Below are 20,954 nucleotides of genomic sequence, written 5' to 3'. Positions count from 1 at the left end.
CAGAAGAAAGGCGCGCTCCTTGACCGGAGCGCGCCTTTTTGTGGGATTCACGAGCAATAGACGACAAAAAACCCGGCGCGATGGCCGGGTTCTTCGTGATTCTTGCTGCATCGGCCGGGCAGGGGCCCGGCGGCAAACTTACGCAACCGACTTCTTGGTGGCGCGGGCAGCTTGCTCGGTCGCTTGCGTAGCGGCCTTCGTCGCAGCCGTAGCGGCAGCGTTGAAGTTGCTTTCAGCAATTTCGACAGCTTGCTTCGTTGCCTTGTGAACCGTTTCGTACGTCGTGTTGGCGGCGGTGATGGCCGACTTCATGACGGCGACGGCGGTTTCCGAACCGGCCGGTGCGTTCTTCGCGACGTTGTCGACGAGCGTTTGGACCTTGCGGTTCTGCTCTTCGTACTGCGCTTCCGCGACGCGGGCGAATTCGGCTTGCGTGGCCGACGCGATTTCATACAGGTGACGGCCGTACGACAGCACCTTTTCCGCGACCGGCTGGGTCAGGCTGGCTTGCAGGGCGAGCAGTTCCTGCGCGTCCTTCACCGACAGCGCGCGCTGTGCGTTTTCCTGGCTTTCGGCCAGCGTGGACTTCACAACTTGCAGGTTCAGTTCGACGAGCTTCTCAACGCCTTCGAACGCCTTGTTCGTGAGGCCGAACAGCGTGTCGAAGTTGGCTTTCTGTGCAGCGGCGATTTGCTCGGGGGTCAACAGCGTCATCTCAGGCTCCTGATGGCAGACCCATCAACGCGGGTCGTGGTTTGGGTAGATCCGGCGCGATATACCTGCCGGCTAGGTGCAACTGCGATTGGTGCGTCGCAACATGAGACCCATTTTAGAGATATTCCGATGGATGTCAAGCACTTTTTGTGCGCCGCACAATAGGCAGAAACCGTATGTTAAACAACAACTTACATGCCGATTGCGTGGTCGAAATAAACGTCCGTGGAAACCCTATGCACTCAAGCTGGGCATGGCTTCCGACACGCATCGGGCCGCATGTTCAACACGATCAAAGCACGGCTCGATGAAACTTTGATGTTCCGGCGACGCGAACAGCGCGGGTTCTGCGGCGGTGCGGAAGCGAGATATTTCTGAAGCTCGTCTTATTTTTAGGATGTCGCCGTACACCAAATTGTTGAAGAAACGTTAACATTTCGGCTGTCCGAGCTGTCTCGTGATCGTCTGTGCCCTCCGTTGGTGCTGACTCCCGTTCGTATCTCTGCGTTTTGTCTGATCCGATCCTCACGTTTCACTAAAGTCGTGGAAAGTTTTGCCGATAGTGCGTTTGTCGCGGTGTAGCAAAGCGCATTTTGGGCAGCACTATTTCGCCGGGCCGATCGTTTTTTCCGATCGAGGCGGTTTTTTGTTCAGCAATACGCAATCACGGCTTACAACTCGGTTTAACGAGTGCCGATAAGTGCTTAATATTGCTTAAATTTCGTAGCTTCACTACACTTGGCGGTACCCTCCAGCCGCCCAACAGAACACTAATGAAAACCGAAATGTTTTCGTCGTTGAAGGTGGTGCATGGCGTGGCAGTGCGCTCGGCATTGTCCATCGCCGTCTCCATCGCAGTAGCGACGTCCTTCGCAGCGGCTCCGGCTGAAGCCCTCGCGAAGACCGCCACCCAAACCAAAACCGCAAAGAAATCCACCGCCAAGGCTGAAAAGCCCGCGCGCGTCGCCAAGACCACGCTGAAAGCGCCGAAGCCCGCGAAAGCGGCGAAAGTCGCCGCGGCCGATGACGACGATGACGCGCCGCGCGCATCGCGTAAGCGTCGCGCGTCGTATCGCATGGAAGCGCATTCGCGACGCGCCGCGGTGCACGCGGTTGCGTTCCAGCCGCGCGCGACGTCGGTTGGTCAGGCGTTCGGGCTGCACGATACCCCCGACAGCCTCGCGCTGCGCTCGAGCGTGGCTTACGTCGTCGACCAGAACACGTCCGAGACGCTCTTCGACAAGAACTCGCGCGCCGTCGTGCCGATCGCATCGATCACGAAGCTGATGACCGCGATGGTCGTGCTCGATTCGCACATGCCGCTGACCGATGAAATCACCGTCACCGACGAAGACCGCGACTACGAGAAGTTCACGGGTTCGCGCCTCGCGGTCGGATCTCAACTGAATCGCGAAGACATGCTGCACATCGCGCTGATGGCGTCGGAAAATCGCGCGGCGGCGGCACTCTCGCGCTATTACCCGGGCGGCCGTCCGGCGTTCATCGCCGCGATGAACGCGAAAGCCAAGTCGCTCGGCATGGTCGACACGCACTTCGAGAATTCCACGGGACTCACGAGCCAGAACGTGTCGAGCGCGCGCGACCTCGTGAAGATGGTCAACGCGGCGTATCAATATCCGCTGATCCGCAAGTTCTCGACCGACCGCAGCTACGACGTCTTCACCGGCAAGCGCAATCTCGCCTACAACAGCACGAACGCGCTGATCCGCAATGCGTCGTGGGACATCGGCTTGCAGAAGACGGGCTTCATCAACGAAGCGGGCGAGTGCCTCGTGATGCAGGCAACCGTCAACGGCCGTCCGGTCGTCATCGTGCTGCTCGATTCGTACGGCAAGTATTCGCGCTTCGCCGACGCGGGCCGTCTGCGTTCGTATCTCGACACGCTCGGCGAGCCGCATATCATGAGCGCGGACATGGGCAGCGGCGCAAATCCTTGAGCGCCTGATCTTCGCTGATGCAAAAGCAAACGGGATTCGTCGAAAGACGAATCCCGTTTTGACATGCGGCGAAGAAATCAGCGATGCGCGTGTTGTTGCGCGTCGGAAGCTGCCTCTTCCGGGTGATATCCCAGCGATTGCGAGATCTCGAGCGCCGTGTGGCTCAATTGTTTCAGCCAGGCGTCCTGCAGACGATCGGCGGGCGCGGACAGCGACAAGCCGGCGACGAGGCGTCCCGTATCGTCGTAAATGCCCGCCGCGATACAGCGCACGCCGAGTTCGAGTTCCTCGTTGTCGCGCGCGCACGCCTGCTGGCGCACCAGCGACAGTTCGCGCTCGAGTTTCGAGAGATCGGTGATGCTGTTCTGCGTGTGGCCGGAGAGACCGGTTCGCATCGCATACGCGCGTACGCGCGCGGCTTCGTCGGCGGCGAGAAACAGCTTTCCGACCGACGTCAGATGCAACGGCGCGCGGCCGCCGATCGCACGCACGACCTGCATGCCCGAGCGCTCCGAGTACGCGCGCTCGATATAGACGATCTCGTCGCCTTGCCGCACGGAAAGATTGACGGTCTGCCCGGTCTGCCGATGCAACTCGCGCATCGGCGGCATCGCGGCTTCACGCACCGAAAGACGCGCCTTGACGAGATTGCCGAGCTCCAGCAAGCGCATGCCGAGGCGATACGTGCCGGGGTCCGACCGGTCCACGAGCCGGCATAGCACCATGTCGTTCAGAATGCGATGCGCCGTGGATGGGTGCAGATCGGTGCTCTGGGCGAGTTCTTTCAGGCTGACGGGGTCAGTGTGATCGGCGAGGGCGTCGAGAAGACGCATCATGCGCTCGATCACCTGAATGGAGGTTTTGGATTCCGGGTTCGTATCGCTCATCGTGAAAAATCGGTTGATGCGTCAAACAGCGGAATGGGGATTGTATCTCATAATGTGAAAAAAGCGAACGCTTCGCCAAAACAATGCGCTCGTCGATGACATCGATGGCCAGCGAGAAGCCCGTCGCGCGGGACTTATCAAGGATAATCGGCGCTGCGTTCACATCACTCCACAAACAGGAAACGCCCCAATGCGAGTCGGATTATTCGTGACATGTCTCATCGACATGATGCGCCCGGAAATCGGCTTCTCGGTCATTAAGCTGATCGAGCAGGCGGGTTTCGAAGTCGTCGTGCCGCCGTCGCAGACCTGTTGCGGCCAGCCTGCCTACAACTCGGGCGATCGGCCGCTCGCCCGCGATCTCGCCGAAAAAACGCTGCGCGAATTCGAGCAGTTCGACTATGTCGTGGTGCCGTCCGGTTCGTGCGGCGGCATGATCCGCGCGCACTACGGCGATCTCTTTCGCGACGATCCGCAATTGATGAGCCGCTTCGCGCGCCTTCAGCCGCGCGTGTTCGAACTGACCGATTTTCTCGTGAACGTCGCGAAGGCGCGCATGGAGCCGGGCGTGTTCGACGGCATGGTGACGTATCACGATTCCTGCTCGGGTCTGCGGGAACTCGGCGTGAAATCGCAGCCGCGCGAGCTGCTCGCCCAGGCAGGCGTGCCCGTGACCGAGATGGCCGGATGCGAGCATTGCTGCGGCTTCGGCGGCACCTTCGCGGTGAAGTACGGCGACATTTCGACGGCGATCGTCGATGAGAAATGCGCGAACATCAAGGCGAGCGGCGCGGATACCGTCGTGCTCGGCGACCTCGGCTGCATGCTGAACATCGAAGGGCGCCTGCGCCGCACCGGCGATACGTCGACGCGCGTGCTGCATATCGCGCAAGTGCTCGCGGGCGACGCGGCGCGTCGCGCCTGAAGGAGACAAACGGATGCAAGTCCAGACGATGCACTTTAAGGCGCGCGCGGGAAGCAAGCTCGCCGACGAGCGCCTGCAGCAGAATCTCACCAAGCTCTCGACCAAGTTCGTCAGCGCGCGTGCGAGCGCGGTGCGCGACATCGACTTCGAGGCAACGCGCGCCGCGTTGAAGGAGCGCCGCAATCGCGCGCTCGAGATCTCGACGTGTGGCTCGAAACCTTCGAGCGCGAGGCGACGCGTCGCGGCGCGACCGTGCTTTACGCCGAAACGACGCAGGACGCGGCGAAGCTCGTCGCGGACATCGCGCGCAAACACGATGTGAAGAAGGTCATCAAGACCAAGTCGATGGTCTCGGAAGAGATGCAGCTGAATCGCGTGCTCGGCGAGATGGGCGTGCAGTCGATCGAGACCGATCTCGGCGAATACATTCTGCAGATCAACGACAACGAGCCGCCGAGCCATATCATCGCGCCGGTCGTGCATAAGGATAAGGAGCAGATCGCGGATCTCTTCGCGAAGACGCACAACAAGCCACGCCTCACCGACATCCCGGAGATGACGCGCGAGGCGCGGGAAGTGTTGCGGCCGCATTTCATGTCGGCGGACATGGGCGTGACGGGCGGCAATTTCCTGATCGCGGAGACGGGGTCGGTGGCGGTCGTCACGAACGAGGGCAACGAAGGCATGTGCACCGTGATGCCCCGCGTGCATGTCGTGGTGACGGGCATCGAAAAAGTGCTGCCGACGCTCGAAGATCTCGCGACCGCGATGCGCCTCCTGCCGCGCTCGGCGACCGGTCAGACGATCTCGAATTACTTTTCGCTCTTGACCGGACCGCGCGCGGCCGACGAGACGGACGGGCCCGATCATATGTACTTCGTGCTCGTCGATGGCGGCCGCACCGGGCTTATCGGCGGCGAGTTTCAGGAGATGCTGCGCTGTATCCGCTGCGGCGCGTGCATGAATCATTGCCCGGTCTATCAGAAGATCGGCGGACATGCGTATGGATGGGTGTATCCGGGACCGATGGGCTCGGTGCTGACGCCGGCTTATGTCGGCATCGACAAGGCGCTCGATCTGCCGCAAGCCGCAACGCTTTGCGGCGAGTGCAACAGTGTTTGTCCGGTCGGCATTCCGTTGTCGGATCTGCTGCGCAAGCTGCGCGAGAAGCAGATGGAGCGTCGGCTGCGTCCGTGGAACGAGCGCGCCGCGCTCGCGGCGTGGGGCTATCTCGCGAAGCGGCCGCTCGCCTATGCCCTTTTCACGAAGCTCGCGGTGCGCGTGCTCGAACGCATCGGCGGCAACAAGAAGACGATTTCACGACTGCCGTTCGGCGCCGGATGGACCGACACGCGCGACATGCCCGCGCCAGTCGGGCGCACATTCCGGGAGCTGTACAAGGCGCAGCATTCGCATCTCGGATAAAACAAGGCCGCGCCGGATCTTTCGATCGGGCGCGGCCTTTGTCGTCGAAGCGCTTTTATCCGCCGTACCGTCCCAGGAAGCCGCGCGAATTGCCGCCCTGCGAATTGCCCCCACCGCCATTCGCGGATGGTGGCGGCGCGCGATTCGGTCCCGGCGGCCGACCGCCCACGGACTGAGGCGCCGGCGAGTTGCCTGCTTGCGGGGGCTGCGCTGCCGGAGGACGGCCGCCGCCTGCTTGCGGTGGCGGACCGTTCGGATGTCCGCCGCCCGCCTGCGGAGGCGGGCCGCCCGGACCCCGGTCGCGCGGCGGATGCCCGCCGCGCCATCCGCCCGGCGGCGGACGACGCCAGCCGGGACCATCGTCCCAATATCGGTTAGGCGGACCGTAGTAAATCGGGCCCGGCCCGGAGTAGTAACCGCCGCCTACGACGACGCCCGGCGGCGGGCCACCGTAGTATCCGTAGCCCGGGTCGTCGTAGACAGCAGGGTAGCCGCCGCCATAGGCAGACGCATCGGGATACGCCGCGCAACCACCGAGAAGTGCGGCAGACGAAGCAAGCAAGACACCAGCGACTGCGGATTTCATGATCGTGGGAAATTCTGTAGAACCATTACTGAATAAGACATCATCGGCGCGTGGATGTCGCGAACAACTTTGTAAGCCTTTATGACGGCAAGCTGTCATAAAGGCGCGAGCGGTCGCGACGTTCATCAAAACGGCTTGTTGTCCCGGGCGCAACAATCCTTTGCTTTTCAACGGCTTTTTAAGGTCGGGACAAGTCCGTAAAATTCGAAATGTCCATCAGTGGGTTCCCTTGATCCGATGCCCGCTGCGACACATCGACCAAAGGCAGTCCCATGAGAAAGACAATATCGACCTACTGGCCCGTCGCCATCCTGCTTCCGATCGCGCTCGCGTTCTGCATGCACGCCGGCGAGGGCAGCGGCGCGGCAATGCGCCATGAAGAAACCAGCGTGGCGGGCGTGAGCGCAGAACTGGCGCGCGCGATTTCGCTCGGCTTCGTCGACGACGAAGACGCACAACCCGCTGCCGTCTCGGCGGAAAAGACGCTCTGATTCGCCGGTTTTCGACGCACACAAAAAATGGCGCCCGCAAAGGGCGCCATTTTCATTTGGACGCGGCCGAACTGCTTACTTGAGCACGGCGGCGACCGCGTTCGCGACGGCGTCGAGGTTGCGCGTGTTCAGCGCGGCCACGCAGATGCGGCCCGTGCTCACGGCGTAGATGCCGAATTCTTCACGCAGACGATCGACTTGCGCAGCCGTCAGACCCGAGTACGAGAACATGCCGCGCTGCTTGTTGACGAACGAGAAGTCCCGATCGACGCCGCTCGCCTTCAGTCGCTCGACGAGACCGTTGCGCATTGCGCGGATACGATCGCGCATTTCGCCCAGCTCCTGCTCCCAGGTCGCGCGCAGTTCCGGCGACGCCAGCACGGCCGCGACGATCGAGCCGCCGTGCGTCGGCGGGTTCGAATAGTTCGTGCGGATCACGCGCTTCAGTTGCGAGAGCACGCGTGCCGATTCTTCCTTGCTCGTCGTGATGATCGACAGTGCGCCGACGCGCTCGCCGTACAGCGAGAACGACTTCGAGAACGACGACGACACAAACACGTTCAGTTCCGATGCCGCGAAGAGACGCACGGCGGCGGAGTCCGCGTCGATGTTCTCCGCGAAGCCTTGATACGCCATATCGAGGAACGGCACGAGGTTCTTCGCCTTCACGACTTCGACGATCTGCTTCCACTGCTCGTCCGACAGATCGACGCCCGTCGGGTTATGGCAGCACGCGTGCAGCACGACGACGGTGCCCGCCGCGTAGCTGTTCAGCGCGGCGAGCATGCCGTCGAAGTTCACGCCGTGCGTGGAGGCTTCGTAGTATGGGTAGTGGACCACTTCGAAACCGGCGCCTTCGAAGAGCGCGCGATGGTTTTCCCAGCTCGGATCGCTGATCGCGACGACTGCGTTCGGGTTCAGGCGCTTCAAAAAGTCCGCGCCGATCTTGAGCGCGCCCGTGCCGCCAAGCGCCTGCGCCGTCACGACGCGGCCCGCGGCGATCAGCGGCGAATCGTTGCCGAGGAGCAGCTTCTGCACGGCGGCGTCGTAGGCGGCGATGCCGTCGATCGGCAGATAACCGCGCGGCAGCGCGGCATCGACGCGCGCTTTCTCGGCTTCGCGCACGGCGCGCAGGAGCGGAATCTTGCCTTCTTCGTTCGTGTACACACCGACGCCCAGATTGACTTTGGTCGTGCGCGTATCGGCGTTGAAGGCTTCGTTGAGGCCCAGGATCGGGTCGCGGGGAGCGAGTTCGACGGCAGAGAAAAGAGACATGATCTATCGGCAGTGGAGGAAAGACGTGCGGCGGGGAAGCGTGGCGACGACGGCATCATGCCGTCGAGCCCAGTCGCACATTGTAGCGAATCCGGCGCGGCTTTTCGGCCGAATATGGCGCGAATGCGCGTGCTTTTTGGCCCTTAATTCCGCGAACACGCCAAAAGCGCGCGATAAAAAAGGGCGTGAGCCGGTGCGCTTGAGATCGGCGAACCATGCCCAATCTGATGGAGACTACGCTTCCACATCCCGGTCACGTCCAGGCGAGCGCGCGCATCGCGTACGACGCTAGAATGATTGTTTGCCTCAGGCGCTGACTTTCTCGATTTCTCATGTCCGACACTCTCATCGCATCCCCGGAAGAACTGGACGAATCGAAGTTCGTCACGTTCGAAGGCTCGCCGTTTCAGTTGTATCAGCCGTATCCGCCCGCGGGCGATCAGCCCGATGCCATCGCGAAGCTCGTCGAAGGCGTCGAGGACGGTCTCTCGTTTCAGACGCTGCTCGGCGTGACCGGCTCGGGCAAGACCTTCACGATGGCGAACGTCATCGCGCGGCTCGGCCGTCCGGCGATCGTCTTCGCGCCGAACAAGACGCTCGCCGCGCAGCTCTACGCGGAATTCCGCGAGTTCTTTCCGCGCAACGCCGTCGAGTATTTCGTCTCGTACTACGACTATTACCAGCCGGAAGCGTACGTGCCGCAGCGCGATCTCTTCATCGAGAAGGACTCGTCGATCAACGAGCACATCGAGCAGATGCGGCTTTCGGCCACGAAAAGCCTGCTCGAACGGCGCGACGTGGTGATCGTCGCGACGGTGTCCGCGATTTACGGTATCGGCAATCCGTCCGAATATCACAAGATGATTCTCACGCTGCGCACGGGTGACAAGCTCGGCCAGCGCGACGTCATCGCGCGCCTGATCGCGATGCAGTACACGCGCAACGAAGCCGATTTCCAGCGCGGTTCGTTTCGCGTGCGCGGCGACACCATCGATATCTTTCCGGCCGAGCACGCGGAAATGGCGGTGCGCGTCGAGCTCTTCGACGACGAAATCGAATCGATGATGCTCTTCGATCCGCTCACCGGACGCGTGCGCAACAAGATTCCGCGCTTCACCGTGTACCCGTCGTCGCATTACGTGACGCCGCGCGACACCGTCATGCGCGCGATCGAAACCATCAAGCTCGAATTGCGCGAGCGGCTCGAATTCTTCCACAGCGAGGGCAAGCTCGTCGAAGCACAGCGGCTGGAGCAGCGCACGCGCTTCGATCTGGAAATGCTGCAGGAGCTCGGTTTCTGCAAGGGCATCGAGAACTACTCGCGGCACTTCTCGGGCGCGGCGCCTGGCGAGCCGCCGCCGACGCTCGTCGACTATCTGCCGCCCGATGCGCTGATGTTGCTCGACGAGTCGCACGTATTGATCGGCCAGTTGAACGGCATGTACAACGGCGACCGCGCGCGCAAGGAAAATCTCGTCGACTACGGTTTCCGGATGCCGTCCGCGCTCGATAACCGGCCGCTCAAGTTCAACGAGTTCGAGCGCAAGATGCGCCAGGCGATCTTCGTTTCCGCGACGCCCGCCGACTACGAGCAGCAGAAGGCAGGGCAGGTGGCCGAGCAGCTCGTGCGGCCGACGGGTCTCGTCGATCCGGAAATCGAAGTGCGTCCGGCGCGCTCGCAGGTCGACGACGTGCTCTCGGAAATCAACGCGCGCGTGGCGGTGCAGGAGCGCGTGCTCGTCACGACGCTGACCAAGCGCATGGCCGAGCAGCTGACCGAGTTTCTCGCCGATCACGGCGTGAAGGTGCGCTACCTGCACAGCGATATCGACACGGTCGAGCGCGTGGAAATCATCCGCGATCTGCGGCTCGGCACGTTCGACGTGCTCGTCGGCATCAACTTGCTGCGCGAGGGTCTCGATATTCCCGAAGTCTCGCTCGTCGCGATTCTCGACGCCGACAAGGAAGGCTTCCTGCGCGCCGAGCGCTCGCTGATCCAGACCATCGGGCGCGCGGCGCGTAATGTGAACGGCAAGGCGATTCTCTACGCCGACAACATGACCGACTCGATGAAGCGCGCCATCGGCGAAACCGAGCGGCGCCGCGCCAAGCAGATGGCGCACAACGAGAAGATGGGCATCACGCCGCGCGGGGTGGAGAAGCGCATCAAGGACATCATCGATGGCGTCTACAACGCCGACGACGCCCGCGCCGAGCTGAAGGAAGCGCAGGCGCGCGCGAAGTTCGAAGACATGTCCGAGAAGCAGATCGCGAAGGAAATCAAGCGCCTCGAGAAGCAGATGATGGATCACGCCAAGAATCTCGAATTCGAAAAAGCGGCGCAGACCCGCGACCAATTGGCGCTCCTGCGGCAGCGCGTGTTCGGGGCGAACGTGGGCGATCACGTGAGCGGAATCGGCGGTAAGTAAGCAATATGTAAGTGATTTTCAAGGCTTAATTCGAAAGGCGCGGCGAATCGGACGGTTCGCCGCGCCTTTTTTATGCCCGCCGCGATCGTGCGAGTCGGCGAAAAGCCTTACTGCGCCTAGGTCTGTAAGCTCGCTCAAATTGTTGCGGGAATCGAACGATGCTAAACTGACGAACATTGAGAATGGTTCGTATTAACGTTCACAGAGTTGTGCTAACGCCGCCGACCGAGCGGCGCTCCGGTATCTCAGTAGCAAGGCTCGCGTGGCACGCGTGCCAATCGATAACAACAAGGAGTTTTCTGATGGGTTCAACGTTGATGCGCGGCCTTGTCGCCGCCGCAGGTCTCACGGCGATGATGGCAGCGTCGGCAGCCGAATATCCGATCGGCAAGCAGCACATCGAGGCGGGCATGGAAACGGGCGCCGTGTATCTGCAGCCGATCACGATGTCGCCGGAAGGCATGATGCGCAAGGCGTCGGATTCGGATATCCACCTGGAGGCGGATATCCACGCGGTCAAGAACAACCCGACCGGTTTCGCCGAAGGCGACTGGATGCCGTATCTGCAAGTCACGTATGAACTCACGAAGGTCGGCACGACGCAGACCATCAAGGGCGACCTGATGCCGATGGTCGCGAGCGACGGCCCGCACTACGGCGATAACGTCAAGCTCTTCGGGCCGGGCAAGTATCACCTGAAGCTGCATATTTCGCCGCCGTCGCAGGAAGGCCACATGGCGTTCGGCCGTCACACCGACAAGGAAACGGGCGTCGGTCCGTGGTTCAAGCCGTTCACGATCGAGTACGACTTCCCGTTCGCGGGCATCGGAAAGAAGGGCGGTTACTGATCGTCCGTGGCGCCCGGCATCCCGGACCGGGCGCATTCACTCTCAGGAAGTACGCATGAAGCTGAAAAATCAGGTGGCCGCGCTCGCGATGTCCGCGTTTGCCTTTGCCGGGATGAACTTGGCGCACGCCGCCGACCTGCCGACGTTCAAGCTCGAAATGAACGACGGCAAGCTCAATCCGGCGCGCATCGAAGTGCCGGCGGGGCAGCGCATCAAGATCGAAGTGCATAACGTCGGCAAGGGCGCCGCCGAGTTCGAAAGCGTGCAGTTGCGCAAGGAAAAAGTGCTCGCGCCGGGGGCGGATTCGTTCGTGGTGATCGCACCGCTGGATCCGGGTGAATACAAGTTCTTCGACGATTTTCATCAGTCCGCGCAAGGCGTGATCGTCGCGAAGTAACGGAATGTGCCGCGCGATGTTCGCACCGCGCGCGGCCGCTTGAAGTGAAATTGCTGGAGGTCGGGTATGGGGCAGGTACTTTTCATCGTGTGGCGAGAGAGCGTCGAGGCGTTGCTCGTCGTCGGCATTCTCTACGCGTGGCTGAAGAACGGCGATCATCAGGCGCGCCGGGGCCTGCCTTATCTGTGGGCCGGCGTCGTCATCGGCCTGCTCGCGGCGGTGGCGCTGGGCGCCGCGCTCATCGGCTTCACGGAAGTGCTGTCGGGCGATGCACAGGATTACTTCCAGACCGCGATGGTGCTGATCGCCTGCGTGCTGATCGTGCAGATGGTCCTGTGGATGAAGCGCCACGGACGCACGCTCAAGCGCGACATGGAAACATCGCTGCAAAAGAGCACGCAGGACGGACACTGGTGGGGCATCGCGGTGCTCGTCGCGCTGGCGATCGCGCGCGAAGGCAGCGAGACGGCCGTGTTTCTCTACGGCGTCGGCTTCGGTCAGTCGGGGCACGTCGACGCGTCGCAGTACATCGCGATCATTCTCGGCTTCGGTCTCGCGCTGCTGACGTTCTATATCCTGCAGCTCGGCGGCAAGATCTTCTCGTGGCGCTCGTTCTTTCGCGTCACCGAAATCATGCTGCTGTTCCTGGCGGCCGGCCTCTTCGAAACGGGCGTCGACAAGCTGATCGACATGGAAGTGCTGCCGGTCATCGTCAATCAGGTGTGGAACACGTCGTGGCTGCTCGATGATTCGAGTACGTTCGGATCGCTCGTTGCTACGCTCACCGGTTATCGCGCGCATCCCGCGGGCATGAATCTCGTCGCGTATGCGGTGTACTGGGTCGTCATCTATCTTCTGCTGCGCCGTTCGAACACCCAGATGGCGCAAAAACAAAAGGCGGCAAGCCGTCCAGCATGAGTTCCGTAATGCGTAGACCGGGCCGGCTTCAACAAGCCGGCCACTGGATGCAACGTCACGGCAGCACGATCCGCATGATTCAGTGGGTCGTCGTTGCCGTGTATGCATTTCTGATCATCGTTCCCGCCGTGATGCCGCTGCCGGACGGCGCCGCGCATCTGTGGAGCAATCTCACGCTCGCCGCGCAGTTCGTGTTCTGGGGCATCTGGTGGCCATTCGTGCTGCTGTCGATGGTCATGCTCGGGCGCGTCTGGTGCGGCGTGTTGTGTCCCGAAGGCGCGCTGTCGGAGTTCGCGAGCAAATTCGGCCGCGGCTGGGCGATTCCGCGCTGGATGCGCTGGGGCGGCTGGCCGTTCGTCGCATTCGGGCTCACGACGATCTACGGGCAGATGGTCAGCGTCTATCAGTATCCGAAGGCGGTGCTGCTCGTGCTCGGCGGCTCGACCGTCGGCGCGATGATCATCGGCGTGCTGTATGGCCGCGAGAAGCGCGTGTGGTGCAAGTATCTGTGCCCGGTCAACGGCGTGTTTTCGCTGCTCGCGCGCCTCGCGCCGTTTCACTACAAGGTCGACGAAGAAGCGTGGCGCCGTTCGTACACGAAGGGCGAGCACGGCCATCGCGTGATTCCGATCAACTGCGCGCCGCTCGTCCCGCTGCGCAACATGAAGGGCGCACAGGACTGCCACATGTGTGGCCGATGCAGCGGCCATCGCGACGCCATCGCGCTCACGTGGCGCTCGCCGTCCGAGGAAGTCGTGAAGCTCGGCGACAAGGCCGCGAATCCGTGGGACACCGCGCTCATTCTGTACGGCCTGCTCGGCATCGCGATCGGCGCGTTCCACTGGACCGTGAGCACCTGGTTCGTCGATCTGAAGCAATTTCTCGCCGCCTGGCTGATCGATCACGACATCCTCTGGCCGCTCGACACCAACGCGCCGTGGTTCCTGTTCACGCATTACCCGGAACAGAACGACGTCTTCTCGTGGCTCGACGGCACCATGGTCATCGGCTATATCGTCGCCACTGGGCTCGTGTACGGCACGGCGCTGCTCGGGCTGCTCGCCATCGGCACGCGCATGCTCGGCAAGATGAACGCGACGCGCCTGCATCACCTGACGCTCGCCCTGATCCCGATTGCGGGCGTCGGCGTGTTCCTGGGCCTGTCTGCGACGACGGTATCGCTGCTGCGCGCCGAGCATCTGCCGTTGTGGTGGGTGCCGGGTCTGCGGCTCGGCTTGCTCGCGGCCGCGAATCTCTGGAGCGCGTGGCTTGCGTGGCGCGTGACGGGGCGCCATGCATCGTCACTTGTTCCGCGCCTTCTTGCGATGGTATGGTTTGTCGCTGCGCTGGCCGTTGCGGACAGCGCGTGGTACCTGATGTTCTGGGGCTTCAGCCGATAAACCGTCCACGCCGTCAAGCGCGGCAACGAGAGCGAGAAGTGAGAACCAAACCCGTACTGACCGACGAAGACGTCAAGGCGATGGCCGCGGCCGCCGAGACGCATGCGAGAGAACACAACTGGAACGTGACGATTGCGATCGTCGACGATGGCGGACATCTGCTGCATCTGCATCGTCTCGACGGCGCAGGCGCGAGCACCGCCGAAATGGCGACGGGCAAGGCGCGCACCGCCGTGCTCGGCCGTCGCGAAACCAAGGTCTACGAAGACACCATCAAGCAGGGCCGCACGGCGTTCCTCTCCGCGCCGATGACCGCAATGCTCGAAGGCGGCGTGCCGATCTTCGTGGGCACGGACATCGTCGGTGCCGTCGGCGTGTCGGGCGTGAAATCGGATCAGGATGCGCAGATCGCGAAGGCGGGCATCGCGGCGCTCGGCATCGAGAACGTCTGAAGCATTCGCGCAATAAAAATGGCACGTCCTCGTAACGAAGACGTGCCATTCTGTTTTCGGATGCAGCGCTCGTCGGCATGCATCGTGACCCAAGCAGGAACCAAAAAAAAGCGGCTTCGCTTGCTATCGACGACTGGCTGGTGTTTGCACGAAGGGGTCTAATTTCTCGCGTGCAAGTCGTCCTCGCTGGCTAAGGCCAAACACCTCTTGGCGAGGTGGTCCCCACAATACCCGGTACTACGGCTGTTGTTGCCTGCGCGTCATTTCGTCAGGATCAGTTTGCCCAAACGCGTCGCACGCAACTGGTACGTCTCTCCGTTATGCACGATGCTCACGTGACTGCGTCCCTGCAGCAGCGCGTCGCTTTTCAGCGATCGCTCGCCGGTACTGTCCCCCGCGTGCGCGACATGAACCGTGGTCACGGTCGTCGCCTTCGGGCGGGTGATCGCGGCGTCGCGGACAGCCGGGCGGCGCAGCCTGAGCGTGGAGGATCGCGGCGTATCGGTCATGTCGGAAAATGTGCGTTCGTTGATTCGATGGGTCTATAGTAAATGATAACTATTCCTATTTGCAACTAGACTTTCCGATTGAAGCGCCTCTTTCGATAGCCAGTCTCGATGCGGCCGCGAAACATTCGCCACCGCATCCGTCAGAGGCTCAATGCAGCGGACTCTCGTCCCTGCGGCCGTGCGCGAACTGGCGAATGAGCCGCACGGTGTCGATGTCCGACTCGCGATACGCCGACTTCACGATTTCCTGCGTCTGACGCTCATCGGGCGTGGCGTTTTCGTTCTCGGGCAGCGTCGTGGCGTAAGTGAAGCGCAGGAAGAGCTGGACCGCATCGGGCTGCTCGATCGCCATCGTGAGCGAGCCGCCGACGTAATCGGCGGTCGGCAGAATGTCGTAGCGCACGCTGGTGCCGGGCGTGAGCGTCACGCGGTCGCGCACGGTCGCCTGGCCGTAGTGGAGTTCGCGTTCCATCGTGTCGCCATCGCGCGCGAGGATGTCGCAGCTATCCAGGCCGATCACGAATAGTTGCGGCTGCTCGGCGCGCAGGACGAGGCCTTCCCAGAGCTGCTCGCGCGTCAGCGATTCGAGAAGCGGATTGAGCGGATCGTTGATCTGGATCAGGTGTTCGAAATTCAAGACGACGTTTCCCTTGGACGTTCGTGGTGCCCGCGATGCGTCACTGCGGCGCGAGTCCGGATTCGATGCGAATCGCGCCGGACAGGACCTTGTGCATCGGGCACGCATTGGCAATTTGCAAGAGCCGTTCCCGCTGCTCATCGGACAGCGCGCCCGTGAGCGCGATGCGCCGGTCGATGTTCGTGCCGTCGGCGGTGCTTGTCATCGACAACTCGACGTGTACGCCTTCGAGCGGCCACTCCTTGCGCTTCGCGTACATCTTCAACGTGATCGACGTGCATGCGCCGAGGCTCGCGAGCAGCAGCGACGCGGGTTCCGGTCCGGTATCGCCGCCGCCGATGCCCGCCGGCTCGTCCGCGACCCACGAATGCGTCCCGTCGCCGAGACGGACCTGATAGTCGATGTTGCCGATGCTGGCGGTCACGGAAGGTCCGGCCATGCGTGCTCCTGGTTGAAGTTGAGACTGCAAGATTGACGACAAAGGCGAAACGGCGCGGCAAGAACGGTCATTGTGACGCAATGTGTCCGTTCGTGCCGCACCGTTTCGCGGTTTTCGCTGTGACCAGATCAATGCGCGATGGCGCCCATCCGGCCCGCCTGATAGTCGATCACGGCCTGGCGGATCTCGTCCTCGGTGTTCATCACGAACGGGCCGTAGCGCACGACCGGCTCCTTCAGCGGCACGCCGCCGATCAGCAGCAGCTCGACGGGCTCATCGCCGGCGGCGAGCGCGATCGTATCGCTGTCGTCGCGGAAAATCACCATCTGCTGCGCGCGCACCGGCTGGCTTTGCGGACCGTACAGCGCGGTGCCCGACAGCGGATAGGCGAACACGCGGTAATCGCGCGGCACGGCGAGTTCGACCTTCGCGCCCGGCTTGAGCGAAAAGTGCTGATACAGAATCGGCGTGCGCGTCTCGATCGCGGCCTTCACGCCGAGCGCCTCGCCCGCGATGACCTTCACGCTGACCTTCCCGTCCTCGCTCGTCGCGACGGGAATCTGCACGGACGGAATCTCCTGATAGTGCGGCGCGATCATCTTGTCGCGCTGCGGCAGGTTGACCCAAAGCTGCAGGCCGTGCACGCGGCCGCCGCGTTGCGTGAATTCCTCGGCGGGCATCTCGCTATGCACGACGCCCGCGCCCGCGGTCATCCATTGCACGTCGCCGGGACGCAGCGTGCCGGAATGCCCGGCCGAATCCTTGTGACCGAACTCGCCTTCGAGCATGTACGTGACGGTTTCGAAGCCGCGATGCGGATGGTCCGGCGCGCCTTTAGCCTCGCCGGGTGCGTAGTCGGCTGGGCCCATCTCGTCGAGAAGGAGGAACGGATCGAAATCCATCAGAAGACGGGTCGGGAAAGGGCGATGCACGACGAATCCGCCGCCTTCGACAGTGCGGGTCGCCGGAATGATGCGTTCGATGCTGCGGCTCGTGGACATTATTGCCTCGCGTCGGGAATACGGAAAAGAGGGGAATAGCGATAAATTTGAAACACAGAGCTATTATATGGGCCGCATTTCGCGGTAAAAGCCGTCGCGGCGCAATGGATTGTCCCGCTGGGGATAACGAACCGCGTCGATGTTCATCTCTTCCAGTCCCACCGGGCGACTCATGAAAGCCGACTCGCATGACCTTAACGATCTGATGTACTTCTCGCACGTCGTCGAGCACGGCGGGTTTTCCGCCGCCGAGCGCGTGCTCGGCATCTCGAAGTCGCGGCTGTCGCGGCGCGTGTCGGAGCTGGAAGCGTCGCTCGGCGTGCGTCTGTTGCAGCGCTCGACGCGCAAGCTCGCGCTGACCGAGGCCGGGCAGCTTTTCTATCAGCATTGTCAGGCGATGCTCGCCGAGGCACAGGCGGCCGTCAACGTCGTGCAAAGCCTGCGCGATTCGCCGCGCGGCACGGTGCGCGTGAGCGTTCCGGTCACGATCGCGCAGACGTTCCTGTCCGCCGTGATGCCGGATTTCATGCACCGCTATCCGGAAGTGCGCGTCGTCATGCGCGTGACGAACCGTGTCGTCGATCTGTTCGAAGATGCCGTCGATGTCGCGCTGCGCGTGCGCTCGGAGCCGCCCGCGAGCTCGAACGTCGTCGCGCGGCCGCTGTGGCGCACGGAGCAGATGCTGGTCGCGGCGCCATCGCTGCTGAAGTCGAATGCGCCGCCGATGACACCCGCCGAACTCGCCCAGTACGACACGATCGACACGCCGTCGGCGGACGGCCGCCACGTCTACCGCCTGATCGCGCCGGACGGCACGCGCCATGAGTTCGAGCACGAGCCGCGCCTCGTCACGGCCGATCTGTCGATGATCCGCGAGGCCGTCATGCGCGGCGTCGGCATCGCGGCGCTGCCCGAGATGATGTACGGCGCGCCGCTGCGCTCCGGGCAGCTATCGCCGGTGATGCCCGGCTGGACGTTTCCGTCGCCGCAACTCTACGCGGTGTTTTTGTCGCGTCAGGGCATGGTCCCGGCCGTCCGCGCATTCGTCGATTTTCTCGTCGAGTCGATCGGTAGCGGCCAGCGCTTTCCGGGAGAATGTCCTGTTCACGAACAGCCGGAACGGGAAACAGTTTGACCGCATCGGCGTTTGTCATTGGTTTATGGCATTGAAGCGCGCGCTTGCGATGGACAGATTCAATTGATCGTCACAATTTGTGGCGGTATATTGAAGCCTCCTTCGCTAAGGAGCTCCTTATGCGAAAACTGACGGCTGCTCTGATAGTTAGCCTGATAGGGTTGATTGCACTGTCCGTGTCGACCACGGCTGCTGCATGCGACGGAACTTCCGGTTCTGGCTATTCGAACCCAAAGTGACCGCCTCACCCGAATGCGCCGAGCGCGCACGAAAAAAGGCCTTCATCCGACGATGAAGGCCTTTTACTTTGTGCGCCCGGAAGAGGGCGCGTCGAGCTGTTACTTGCCGCTCTTCGGCTCGGTGACGAAACCGATCTTCGTCAATCCGCCTGCCTGCGCCGCCGACATCAGATCGGCGACCTTTTCGTACGCCACCTGACGATCGGCGCGCAGATGAATCTCCGGCTGCGGGTTCTGCTGCGCCGCCTGCGCGATGCGCGCGTTGAGCGCCGCTTCGTCGATCGGCTGATCGTCCCAGAGCGTGGTGCCGTCAGCCTTGATCGCGATGTTCACGTGCGCGGGCTTTTCGTCCTGCGGCTGGCTGCTCGCGTGCGGCAGGTCGATCTTGACCGCGTGATGCATGGCCGGAATCGTGACGAGGAAGATGATCAGCAGAACCAGCATGACGTCGACGAGCGGCGTCATGTTGATCTCGCTCATCATGCCGTCGTCTTCGTCTCCGGCGAAAGGGCTCATGGCCATGATGCGGACCTCCCCGGCTTACGACGCGCGCGTCGCGAGACGCAGGTTGTCCGACGCGGCGTTCGTCGCGCGCTTGGTCGACGAAAGCTTCGAGCCCGTGACGAAGAACGCGTGCAGGCCGTGCGCGAAGCGGTTCAGCTTCGTGACGATGCCCTTGTTCGCGCGGGTCAGCGCGTTATAGCCGAGCACGGCGGGAATCGCGACGAACAGGCCGAACGCCGTCATGATGAGCGATTCGCCGACCGGACCGGCGACCTGATCGATCGACGTCTGTCCCGTCGCGCCGATGGTCAAGAGCGCGTGATAGATGCCCCAGACCGTACCGAAGAGGCCGACGAACGGCGACGTGGAACCGATCGACGCGAGGATCGCGAGGCCCGCCTGCATGCGGCCGACGCCTTCGTCCATGACGTCTTTCAGGCAGCGCGTGATCCAGTCGGACACGTCCATGCGGTCGTGCAGATGCGGCTGCGTCTGATGATGATGGTCGGCGGCTTCCTGGCCGGCGAGCGCGAGCGCGAGAAACGGGTTGTCCGCCGGGCTCGACGACTGGCTGCCGAGCTTCTTGATGCCGTCGTTGAAGTCGTCGGAGTGCCAGAACGCCTGTTCGGCGTTCTTGGTGAGGCGCTTCAGGCGCACGACGTTCCACGCCTTCACGACGATCACCGTCCACGAAAGCACCGACATGATGACGAGCGCGAGCGCGATGCCCCGCGTCACGAAGTCGCCTTGCGCCCAGACGTGCGCAATCCCGTAGTTTTCCATTCCTGTTTCCTTCCTTGTATCTAAAAATAAACGATCAGTCGTTCAGACTGAAAACGAATGGCACCGTGGCGCTAGCACGAATCGCTTCGCCATTTTCCTTGTAAGGGCTGCACGCGCTGCCGCGCACCGCGTCGAGCGCCGCGTCATCGAGGCGCGACGAGCCGCTGCTCTTTTGCAGCGTGACATTTTCGATCTTGCCCGACAGGCCTACCGTCAGACGGATGACGGCCGTGCCCGTTTCGCCGCGGCGCTTGGACATCGCCGGATAGTCGGGCTGCGCGATGTTGCAACTCAGGTGCGCGACGTTCTTCGGCGCGGCGAGATCCATGCTCGGCTTGCCGATCGCGGGCGCGGCCGGCGGCGGCGCAGGCTGAGCCGGAGCGGGCGGCGTGGGTTCCGGCGCGGGCGCGGCGATCTGCGAAGGCGCTTCCGTGACCGGCATCGGCGTCGGCTTCGGCTCGACTTTCGGTTTCACCTTCGGCTTGGGCTGCGGCTTCGGAACGGGCTGCGGCACCGGCTTGGGCGGCGGCGGCGTTTCGACGGCGACCGGCTGCGGCGCGGGCTGCGGTGTCTCGCTGATCAGTTGCGCGGTGATGGATTTGGCTTCGATCGGGCGGGGCGGCGGCTCGTTCTTCATCGTCAGCGCGACGCCCAGCAACGCAGCGTGAATGGCGACGACGGCGACGCACGCCGCGATCACGCGCGGATTCGCATTCGCTGTCGGCGCGGTCTGGAATGCGGCGGGAGAAGTGGTCGGGGACTGCATCGTTATTGGCTGCTTGTGATGCTGCGTGAATGCTTGCTGATGACGCTGCCCTCGAGTTCGCTGTCCAACGAGCGCACAGGCACGGTGCGGAAGAAACCAGACGACGTCATTTTCGGAAAATCAGCAGGGAGATGAACAGGATAGTCACGAAACCAATCAGCAATTCCATCTTTCCCTCCAGGGGTAAGGGTTGCGCGGCTGGCTGAAAGTGACCGGAAATACGAAGGTAACCTGGC

Annotated in this window: 21 protein-coding genes and 1 pseudogene; 11 read left to right on the top strand and 11 right to left on the bottom strand. The window is 62.6% G+C overall.

Annotated features, from left to right (window positions below):
- Positions 1-138: 138 nt before the first annotated feature.
- Entirely contained in the window at positions 139-714 is a 576-nt protein-coding gene (locus BG60_RS16780; protein WP_008350468.1) for a phasin family protein, read from the bottom strand.
- A 773-nt stretch (positions 715-1,487) separates the two neighbouring features.
- Here BG60_RS16780 and pbpG point away from each other — a divergent pair.
- Positions 1,488-2,672, top strand: a complete 1,185-nt coding sequence (gene pbpG, locus BG60_RS16775; protein ID WP_033537204.1) for a D-alanyl-D-alanine endopeptidase — start codon at positions 1,488-1,490, stop codon at positions 2,670-2,672.
- A gap of 77 nt (positions 2,673-2,749) precedes the next feature.
- Here pbpG and BG60_RS16770 read toward each other — a convergent pair whose 3' ends face one another.
- A complete protein-coding gene (locus BG60_RS16770) occupies positions 2,750-3,559 on the bottom strand; it encodes an IclR family transcriptional regulator (RefSeq protein ID WP_008350464.1) in 810 nt (269 codons plus the stop codon).
- A 190-nt stretch (positions 3,560-3,749) separates the two neighbouring features.
- On the opposite strand from BG60_RS16770, the gene BG60_RS16765 reads away from it, so the two are divergent.
- Both BG60_RS16765 and BG60_RS16760 read left to right on the top strand, forming a co-directional pair.
- Positions 3,750-4,484: a (Fe-S)-binding protein gene (locus BG60_RS16765; RefSeq protein ID WP_034472139.1), complete on the top strand. Its 735-nt coding sequence runs from the start codon at positions 3,750-3,752 to the stop codon at positions 4,482-4,484.
- Positions 4,485-4,497: 13 nt separating this feature from the next.
- A pseudogene (locus BG60_RS16760) lies at positions 4,498-5,909 on the top strand (lactate utilization protein B).
- A gap of 55 nt (positions 5,910-5,964) precedes the next feature.
- Here the strand turns inward: BG60_RS16760 and BG60_RS36910 are convergent.
- On the bottom strand, positions 5,965-6,495 hold the full coding sequence (locus tag BG60_RS36910) for a hypothetical protein (RefSeq protein WP_008350459.1): 531 nt from the start codon (positions 6,493-6,495) through the stop codon (positions 5,965-5,967).
- A gap of 272 nt (positions 6,496-6,767) precedes the next feature.
- Here BG60_RS36910 and BG60_RS16750 point away from each other — a divergent pair, with 272 nt between their 5' ends.
- Positions 6,768-6,986, top strand: a complete 219-nt coding sequence (locus BG60_RS16750) for a hypothetical protein (RefSeq protein ID WP_008350456.1) — start codon at positions 6,768-6,770, stop codon at positions 6,984-6,986.
- A 75-nt stretch (positions 6,987-7,061) separates the two neighbouring features.
- Here BG60_RS16750 and BG60_RS16745 read toward each other — a convergent pair whose 3' ends face one another.
- Positions 7,062-8,261 carry an amino acid aminotransferase gene (locus tag BG60_RS16745; RefSeq protein WP_008350454.1) on the bottom strand — a complete coding sequence of 400 codons (1,200 nt, stop codon included), beginning with the start codon at positions 8,259-8,261 and terminating at the stop codon, positions 7,062-7,064.
- Positions 8,262-8,593: 332 nt separating this feature from the next.
- Here BG60_RS16745 and uvrB point away from each other — a divergent pair, with 332 nt between their 5' ends.
- The 6 genes from uvrB to BG60_RS16715 all read left to right on the top strand — a co-directional run bounded on the left by uvrB (position 8,594) and on the right by BG60_RS16715 (position 14,705).
- The gene (uvrB, locus tag BG60_RS16740; RefSeq protein WP_008350451.1) at positions 8,594-10,690 is read left to right on the top strand and encodes an excinuclease ABC subunit UvrB; all 2,097 of its coding nucleotides are present in this window, start codon (positions 8,594-8,596) and stop codon (positions 10,688-10,690) included.
- A 302-nt stretch (positions 10,691-10,992) separates the two neighbouring features.
- On the top strand, positions 10,993-11,538 hold the full coding sequence (locus tag BG60_RS16735) for an iron transporter (RefSeq protein ID WP_008350449.1): 546 nt from the start codon (positions 10,993-10,995) through the stop codon (positions 11,536-11,538).
- Positions 11,539-11,626: 88 nt separating this feature from the next.
- The gene (locus BG60_RS16730) at positions 11,627-11,935 is read left to right on the top strand and encodes a cupredoxin domain-containing protein (protein ID WP_404989938.1); all 309 of its coding nucleotides are present in this window, start codon (positions 11,627-11,629) and stop codon (positions 11,933-11,935) included.
- Between the two features lie 66 nt (positions 11,936-12,001).
- On the top strand, positions 12,002-12,853 hold the full coding sequence (locus tag BG60_RS16725) for an FTR1 family iron permease (protein WP_008350446.1): 852 nt from the start codon (positions 12,002-12,004) through the stop codon (positions 12,851-12,853).
- Positions 12,850-14,253, top strand: a complete 1,404-nt coding sequence (locus BG60_RS16720; protein WP_174447730.1) for a 4Fe-4S binding protein — start codon at positions 12,850-12,852, stop codon at positions 14,251-14,253. The genes BG60_RS16725 and BG60_RS16720 overlap by 4 nt, the downstream gene beginning before the upstream one ends.
- A gap of 38 nt (positions 14,254-14,291) precedes the next feature.
- Positions 14,292-14,705: a GlcG/HbpS family heme-binding protein gene (locus BG60_RS16715; RefSeq protein ID WP_008350442.1), complete on the top strand. Its 414-nt coding sequence runs from the start codon at positions 14,292-14,294 to the stop codon at positions 14,703-14,705.
- 260 nt (positions 14,706-14,965) lie between these two features.
- Here BG60_RS16715 and hemP read toward each other — a convergent pair whose 3' ends face one another.
- From hemP to BG60_RS16695, 4 genes are all read right to left on the bottom strand, one after another.
- Positions 14,966-15,214, bottom strand: coding sequence for a hemin uptake protein HemP (hemP, locus tag BG60_RS16710; protein WP_008350441.1), 249 nt, complete (start codon positions 15,212-15,214; stop codon positions 14,966-14,968).
- Between the two features lie 148 nt (positions 15,215-15,362).
- Positions 15,363-15,851, bottom strand: coding sequence for an SRPBCC family protein (locus BG60_RS16705; protein ID WP_008350440.1), 489 nt, complete (start codon positions 15,849-15,851; stop codon positions 15,363-15,365).
- A 40-nt stretch (positions 15,852-15,891) separates the two neighbouring features.
- The gene (locus tag BG60_RS16700; RefSeq protein WP_034472128.1) at positions 15,892-16,290 is read right to left on the bottom strand and encodes an OsmC family protein; all 399 of its coding nucleotides are present in this window, start codon (positions 16,288-16,290) and stop codon (positions 15,892-15,894) included.
- Positions 16,291-16,418: 128 nt separating this feature from the next.
- Entirely contained in the window at positions 16,419-17,291 is an 873-nt protein-coding gene (locus tag BG60_RS16695) for a pirin family protein (RefSeq protein WP_034472126.1), read from the bottom strand.
- A 172-nt stretch (positions 17,292-17,463) separates the two neighbouring features.
- On the opposite strand from BG60_RS16695, the gene BG60_RS16690 reads away from it, so the two are divergent.
- Positions 17,464-18,426, top strand: a complete 963-nt coding sequence (locus BG60_RS16690; protein WP_008350437.1) for a LysR family transcriptional regulator — start codon at positions 17,464-17,466, stop codon at positions 18,424-18,426.
- Positions 18,427-18,764: 338 nt separating this feature from the next.
- Here the strand turns inward: BG60_RS16690 and BG60_RS16685 are convergent, their stop codons facing one another.
- From BG60_RS16685 to BG60_RS16675, 3 genes are read right to left on the bottom strand one after another with little or no spacing between them, the layout of a single operon-like run.
- Positions 18,765-19,187 (bottom strand): ExbD/TolR family protein, encoded by a 423-nt coding sequence (locus BG60_RS16685; protein ID WP_008350436.1) that lies wholly within the window; start codon positions 19,185-19,187, stop codon positions 18,765-18,767.
- Between the two features lie 18 nt (positions 19,188-19,205).
- Positions 19,206-19,952 carry a MotA/TolQ/ExbB proton channel family protein gene (locus BG60_RS16680; protein ID WP_008350435.1) on the bottom strand — a complete coding sequence of 249 codons (747 nt, stop codon included), beginning with the start codon at positions 19,950-19,952 and terminating at the stop codon, positions 19,206-19,208.
- Between the two features lie 34 nt (positions 19,953-19,986).
- The gene (locus BG60_RS16675; RefSeq protein WP_034472124.1) at positions 19,987-20,718 is read right to left on the bottom strand and encodes an energy transducer TonB; all 732 of its coding nucleotides are present in this window, start codon (positions 20,716-20,718) and stop codon (positions 19,987-19,989) included.
- Positions 20,719-20,954: the final 236 nt, after the last annotated feature.

Origin of the sequence: Caballeronia zhejiangensis (genome assembly GCF_000698575.1) — a bacterium.
GTDB lineage: Bacteria > Pseudomonadota > Gammaproteobacteria > Burkholderiales > Burkholderiaceae > Caballeronia > Caballeronia zhejiangensis.
This window is presented reverse-complemented; position numbering and strand designations above follow the sequence as displayed.

Coding starts and splice junctions, on each gene's coding strand:
- BG60_RS16730 (WP_404989938.1), top strand. CDS start 11,627: ATGTCCGCGTTTGCCTTTGCCGGGATGAACTTGGCGCACGCCGCCGAC.
- BG60_RS16690 (WP_008350437.1), top strand. CDS start 17,464: ATGAAAGCCGACTCGCATGACCTTAACGATCTGATGTACTTCTCGCAC.
- BG60_RS16680 (WP_008350435.1), bottom strand. CDS start 19,952: ATGGAAAACTACGGGATTGCGCACGTCTGGGCGCAAGGCGACTTCGTG.
- pbpG (WP_033537204.1), top strand. CDS start 1,488: ATGAAAACCGAAATGTTTTCGTCGTTGAAGGTGGTGCATGGCGTGGCA.
- BG60_RS16700 (WP_034472128.1), bottom strand. CDS start 16,290: ATGGCCGGACCTTCCGTGACCGCCAGCATCGGCAACATCGACTATCAG.
- BG60_RS16780 (WP_008350468.1), bottom strand. CDS start 714: ATGACGCTGTTGACCCCCGAGCAAATCGCCGCTGCACAGAAAGCCAAC.
- uvrB (WP_008350451.1), top strand. CDS start 8,594: ATGTCCGACACTCTCATCGCATCCCCGGAAGAACTGGACGAATCGAAG.
- BG60_RS16745 (WP_008350454.1), bottom strand. CDS start 8,261: ATGTCTCTTTTCTCTGCCGTCGAACTCGCTCCCCGCGACCCGATCCTG.
- BG60_RS16685 (WP_008350436.1), bottom strand. CDS start 19,187: ATGGCCATGAGCCCTTTCGCCGGAGACGAAGACGACGGCATGATGAGC.
- BG60_RS16735 (WP_008350449.1), top strand. CDS start 10,993: ATGGGTTCAACGTTGATGCGCGGCCTTGTCGCCGCCGCAGGTCTCACG.
- BG60_RS16750 (WP_008350456.1), top strand. CDS start 6,768: ATGAGAAAGACAATATCGACCTACTGGCCCGTCGCCATCCTGCTTCCG.
- BG60_RS16720 (WP_174447730.1), top strand. CDS start 12,850: ATGAGTTCCGTAATGCGTAGACCGGGCCGGCTTCAACAAGCCGGCCAC.
- hemP (WP_008350441.1), bottom strand. CDS start 15,214: ATGACCGATACGCCGCGATCCTCCACGCTCAGGCTGCGCCGCCCGGCT.
- BG60_RS16725 (WP_008350446.1), top strand. CDS start 12,002: ATGGGGCAGGTACTTTTCATCGTGTGGCGAGAGAGCGTCGAGGCGTTG.
- BG60_RS16765 (WP_034472139.1), top strand. CDS start 3,750: ATGCGAGTCGGATTATTCGTGACATGTCTCATCGACATGATGCGCCCG.
- BG60_RS16675 (WP_034472124.1), bottom strand. CDS start 20,718: ATGCAGTCCCCGACCACTTCTCCCGCCGCATTCCAGACCGCGCCGACA.
- BG60_RS36910 (WP_008350459.1), bottom strand. CDS start 6,495: ATGAAATCCGCAGTCGCTGGTGTCTTGCTTGCTTCGTCTGCCGCACTT.
- BG60_RS16770 (WP_008350464.1), bottom strand. CDS start 3,559: ATGAGCGATACGAACCCGGAATCCAAAACCTCCATTCAGGTGATCGAG.
- BG60_RS16695 (WP_034472126.1), bottom strand. CDS start 17,291: ATGTCCACGAGCCGCAGCATCGAACGCATCATTCCGGCGACCCGCACT.